Origin of the sequence: Streptomyces torulosus (genome assembly GCF_001419765.1) — a bacterium.
Classification (GTDB): Bacteria; Actinomycetota; Actinomycetes; order Streptomycetales; family Streptomycetaceae; genus Streptomyces; species Streptomyces torulosus.
On the sequence record NZ_LIRK01000929.1, the window covers coordinates 1 to 4,810 of the forward strand.

Consider the following 4,810-nt stretch of genomic DNA (forward strand, 5'->3'; position numbering starts at 1 on the left):
CCGGGGCTGCGCCCCGGGCTTTTCATGAAGGGGCGGGCCGCAGGCCCGATCCCTTCAGGGGCGCGGGGAACTGCGCGACAAGCCCACACCCACCCGCACCCGCCGAACGACCCGCACCCCGGACGCGCGGAGGCGTCACCTCTCCCACGGCGGCGGACCCTCGAAGCCAAGGGCGTGGACGTCGAAGAGCACCGCCGCCTCGACGCCGAGGGCCTGGCCGCCCCGGTGGGCCGCCCAGGTCAGGAAGGGGCGGGGTTCGAAGCCCTGGCCGCCCAGGCCCTTGGTGTACTCGGCGTGGGCGGCCAGGGAGGCGATGCCCCGCTCCAGCGGTTCGCCGGTGACGTCCACACCGTGGGTCGGGTGCTCGGCCCCGGCGAAGGCCACGAAGCGGACCCCGCCCCACGGTTCGAGTCCCTCGTCGGCGAGTTCGGGGAAGATCCACCGGTTGCCCGCGTCGCGTGCCGCGTCGAGCGCGGCGAGCCCGACGACCCGGTGGTCCGCCTGGTTCACCACTCCGGCGACCATCCGCACCGTGTACGCCCCGGTCACCACGACCTCCGGCCGGTGCCGCCGGATCGCCCGCACGATGTCGCGGCGCAGGGCGGGCCCGTACTCGATCGTCCCGTCCCGGTGGTCGAGGAACTCGACCACGTCCACGCCCACTTCGCGGGCCCCGGCCCGTTCCTCCGCCTCGCGCAGCGGGCCGGCCTCGTCCGGGTGGAGTCCGTCGATGCCGGCCTCGCCACGGGTGGCCAGCAGATATGTGACCCGCTTGCCCGCCGCCGTCCAGCGGGCCACGGCGGACGCCGTCCCGTACTCGATGTCGTCGGGGTGCGCCGCCACGGCCAGACAGCGGTCCCAGTCCTCCGGCAGCGGGGCCGGTCGCGGGCCGGCGCCGGGGCCGCCCGCGTCGTCGAGAGTCGTCATGCCCCGAATGATGACGGGTGGAGCACTCTGGGCGACAGAAGCGCGTATGCCCTTTTCAGTCGCTTCCGCCCACCTGGTCCGACGTCTCCTCCTCGACCTCCGCCATCGCGGGGTCGAGGAGACGGGACAGGAAGTGGCGGGTGCGCTCGTGCCGGGGCGCGCCGATGACCCGGGCGGGGGTGCCGTCCTCGACGATCACGCCGCCGTCCATGAAGACGACCCGGTCGGCGACCTCGCGGGCGAAGGTCATCTCATGGGTGACGACCATCATCGTCATGCCCTCCTCCGCGAGCCTGCGCATCACCGCCAGGACGTCGCCCACCAGTTCCGGGTCCAGTGCCGACGTCGGCTCGTCGAACAGCATGACCTCGGGGCCCATGGACAGGGAGCGGGCGATCGCCACGCGCTGCTGCTGGCCGCCGGAGAGGGAGGAGGGGTAGGCGTCCGCCTTCTCGGCGAGACCGACCCGTCCCAGGTTCTCGGCGGCCACCCGCGCCGCCTCCGCCTTGCCCCGCCTGAGGACCCGGCGCTGCGGGAGCGTGAGGTTCTCGGTGACCGTGAGGTGCGGGAAGAGGTTGAACTGCTGGAAGACCATGCCGATGCGGCGGCGTACGGCGTCGATGTCGACGTCGGGGTCCGTCAGCTCGGTGCCGCCGACGAAGACCTGGCCCTTCGTGGGTTCCTCCAGAAGGTTCACGCAGCGCAGCAGGGTCGACTTGCCGGAGCCGGACGGGCCGATGACGCAGACGACCTCGCCGCGGCCGATCTCCAGGTCGATGCCCTTGAGGACCTCGTTGTCGCCGAACGACTTGTACAGGGCGCGGACCTGGATCTCGGGGGGTCCGCCCAGCGTCTTCGCGGTCATTTCACGGCCTCCTGGGCCTTCGCCTCCATACGGCGCACGACGAAGCCGAGCGGGATGGTGACCAGCAGGTAGCACAGGCCGGCGACCAGGATCGGCGTGGAGTTGGCGGTGGTGCTGGCCAGGTCCCGCCCGTACTTGGACAGTTCGCGCTCCTCCAGGGTGACCCCGAGGAACAGCACCAGCGAGGAGTCCTTGAAGAGGAGGACGAGTTCGTTGGTGAGCGGCGGGAGGATGATCCGGAACGCCTGCGGGATGATGATGGAGACCATCGCGCGGGCGGGCGAGAACCCCAGCGAACGGGCCGCCTCCATCTGCCCCTTGGGGACGGCCTGGATGCCCGCGCGGATCGTCTCCGCCATGTACGCCGCCGCGACCAGGCCCAGCGCCAGGGCGACCTTGCCGTAGGTGCCGCCGACGATCTCCGTGCCCGGGAAGGCCAGCGGGACGGCGACCCCGATGAAGATGAAGATCAGCAGGGCGGGCAGACCGCGGAAGATCTCGATGTACACGCCGGCGAACCAGCGGTACGGACCGACCGACGACAACCGCATCAGGGCGATCACCATGCCGAGCACCAGGCCGACGGCGAAGCCGGACAGGGTGTAGAGCACGGTGTTCTTCAGCGCCAGCGTGATGACGTCCGGGAACATCTGCTCGGCGATGTCCGCCTGCGCGAACTGGTTCTTCAGCCGTCCCCAGTCCGCCGAGACCGCGAAGGCGATCACGGCGGCGACGAAGACGGCGTACTGCGCGCCGCGCGACAGACTGCGCTTCTGCCGCCGGGTCAGCCCCTTCTTCCGGGGCTGGACCACCGCATCCGTGTCGGCCATCGATCAGGACGCGGACGGGGAGGCGGAGGCGGCGCTCTCGTCGTACGGACCGATCCACTTCTCGTACAGCTCGCGGTACGTCCCGTCGGACCTGGCCTCGGAGAGCGCCTTGTTGATGGCGGCGAGGAGCTTGGTGTTGCCCTTCTTGACCGTGAAGCCGTACTGCTCACCGGTGTTGATGTTGTCCGCGACCTCGAAGGCGTCGGCGTTGGCCTTGTCCTTCAGCCAGCCCTGGACGACCGGGTAGTCGATGACGACGGCGTCCACCTGGCCGGAGCGCAGTCCGTTGAGGACGGCGTCGGAGGACTCGAAGGAGACCGGGTCGAGGCCCTGGCTCTTGGCGTAGTCCTCTCCGGTGGTCTGCGCCTGGGCGCCGACCTTCTTGCCCTTGAGGTCCGCGAAGGAGCTGATCCCGGCGCCCTTGTCGGCGAGGACGGCCTGGGTGGCGTCGAAGTACGGGTCGGAGAAGTCGACGTTCTTCTTGCGCTCGTCGGTGATCGTCATACCGGCGGCGGCGAGGTCGCACTCGCCGGAGTTCAGGAAAGCGCCCGTCTTGAAGTTCTCGAACGGGGTGTCGAGGATGTCCTGCTTCACGCCCAGGTCCTTGGCGACGAGGTCGATCAGCGCGACGTCGAAGCCCTGCACCTTGCCGTCGATCTCCGACTGGAACGGCGGGTACGGGAGGTGGGTGCAGGTCGTCAGCTGCCCCGCCTTGACCAGCTCGACCCCGCCGGCGGCCGTCTTGGTGCCGCTGCCGCCGCCGTCGGTCGAGGTGCAACCGGCCACGAGCAACAGTCCGGCCGCGGCGGTGGTGGCGGCCAGGATGCGGGTCCGGCGTGCGAGGACCGAGTTCACGGGGAGACCTCCTGTGGGGAACGTAGGCATCCGATTATAAGGAAATGTTTGACTTACTCAAACCAATCCGATGGTCACTGAGCCGTTCGGCCTCAGAAGTCATCGGTGCGGGGCTGCAGATGCGCTCGGACTCCGGGGGCGGGGATCGTCGGACGGTGCTGCCGGACGCGCCGATTACGCTCGACGTACGTCGACCCGTGTCGGCCCACCCTGGACACCATCTACCCCAGTGAGCGAAGAGAGCACCCTGTGACGCACCCGTTTCTGGATCTGGCCCCGTTGACCGCGGCGCGCTTCGCGTCGATCGAGGACCGGGTGGCCCGGCTGCTCTCCACGGAGCAGGACGTGGTGATCACCCAGGGCGAGGCGCTGCTGCCGCTGGAGGGGGCGATCCGCGGGGCCGCCGGTCCCGGGACGACCGCCCTGAACGTGATCACCGGCCCGTACGGGCAGACCTTCGGCGACTGGCTGCGGGACTGCGGGGCGACCGTCGTCGACCTGGCCGTGCCCTTCCACACGGCGGTCACCGCCGAGCAGATCCGGGACGCCTTCGCCGAGCACCCGGCCATCGACTTCGTCTCCCTGGTGCACGCGGAGGCGGCGACCGGCAACACGAACCCCGTCGCCGCGATCGGCGAGGTCGCCCGTGAGCACGGCGCGCTCTTCTACCTGGACGCGGTGGCCTCCGTCGGCGCCGAGCCGGTGCTGCCGGACGCGTGGGGAGTCGACCTGTGCGTCATCGGGGCGCAGAAGGCGATGGGCGGTCCGGCCGGCGTCTCCGCGATCTCGGTGAGCGAGCGGGCGTGGGCCCGGATGGCCGCGAACCCGCACGCCCCGCGCCGCTCCTACCTGTCGCTCCTCGACTGGAAGGAGCGCTGGATCGACGGCGGCCGCCGCGCCCTGCTGCACGCCCCGGCCCAGTTGGAGATGCTCGCGCTGGAGGCGTGCCTGGAGCGCATCGAGTCGGCGGGCCTCGACACGGTGATGGGCCGCCATGCCTCGGCCGCCGCGGCCACCCGGGCGGGGGCGCTCGCGCTGGGCGGCGGTCTGGAGCCGTATGTGCGCGAGGCACGCGACGCGGCCCCGGTCGCGACGACCCTCCGGGTACCGGACGGTGTCGACGCGTCCGAGCTCGTCGCCAAGGCCCTCGCCGCGGACCCCGCGCTGCCGCTGGCCGCGGGCGGCGGCGCCCTCGCCCGCGAGATGGTCCGCGTCAACCACTACGGCCCCGACGCGACGCCGGGCGCCGTGCACTCCAGCCTCGCCGGCCTGGGGGCGGCGCTGGCGGAGTTCGGGGCACGGGTGGACCTGGAGCTGTCGCCTATACACATCT

The 4,810-nt window shown here is 71.2% G+C and carries 5 protein-coding genes; 1 reads left to right on the forward strand and 4 read right to left on the reverse strand.

The window, feature by feature from the left end; all coding sequences use genetic code 11:
* Positions 1 to 135 precede the first annotated feature (135 nt).
* The 4 genes from AOK23_RS42650 to AOK23_RS42665 are packed head-to-tail and all read right to left on the reverse strand — an operon-like array spanning position 136 to position 3,477.
* A complete protein-coding gene (locus tag AOK23_RS42650; protein ID WP_055717744.1) occupies positions 136 to 927 on the reverse strand; it encodes a PIG-L deacetylase family protein in 792 nt (263 codons plus the stop codon).
* Positions 928 to 982: 55 nt separating this feature from the next.
* On the reverse strand, positions 983 to 1,792 hold the full coding sequence (locus tag AOK23_RS42655) for an amino acid ABC transporter ATP-binding protein (RefSeq protein WP_055717745.1): 810 nt from the start codon (positions 1,790 to 1,792) through the stop codon (positions 983 to 985).
* The gene (locus AOK23_RS42660; RefSeq protein ID WP_055717746.1) at positions 1,789 to 2,622 is read right to left on the reverse strand and encodes an amino acid ABC transporter permease; all 834 of its coding nucleotides are present in this window, start codon (positions 2,620 to 2,622) and stop codon (positions 1,789 to 1,791) included. The genes AOK23_RS42655 and AOK23_RS42660 overlap by 4 nt, the downstream gene beginning before the upstream one ends.
* A 3-nt stretch (positions 2,623 to 2,625) precedes the next feature.
* On the reverse strand, positions 2,626 to 3,477 hold the full coding sequence (locus tag AOK23_RS42665) for an ABC transporter substrate-binding protein (RefSeq protein WP_055717747.1): 852 nt from the start codon (positions 3,475 to 3,477) through the stop codon (positions 2,626 to 2,628).
* Positions 3,478 to 3,726: 249 nt separating this feature from the next.
* Here AOK23_RS42665 and AOK23_RS42670 point away from each other — a divergent pair.
* Positions 3,727 to 4,810, forward strand: a 1,084-nt coding sequence (locus AOK23_RS42670; protein ID WP_055717748.1) for a pyridoxal-phosphate-dependent aminotransferase family protein, incomplete at its 3' end; no start/stop codon positions are given.

Excerpts from the sequence above, each read along its gene's own strand:
- AOK23_RS42650 (WP_055717744.1), bottom strand. The coding sequence starts at position 927 with ATGACGACTCTCGACGACGCGGGCGGCCCCGGCGCCGGCCCGCGACCG.
- AOK23_RS42655 (WP_055717745.1), bottom strand. The coding sequence starts at position 1,792 with ATGACCGCGAAGACGCTGGGCGGACCCCCCGAGATCCAGGTCCGCGCC.
- AOK23_RS42660 (WP_055717746.1), bottom strand. The coding sequence starts at position 2,622 with ATGGCCGACACGGATGCGGTGGTCCAGCCCCGGAAGAAGGGGCTGACC.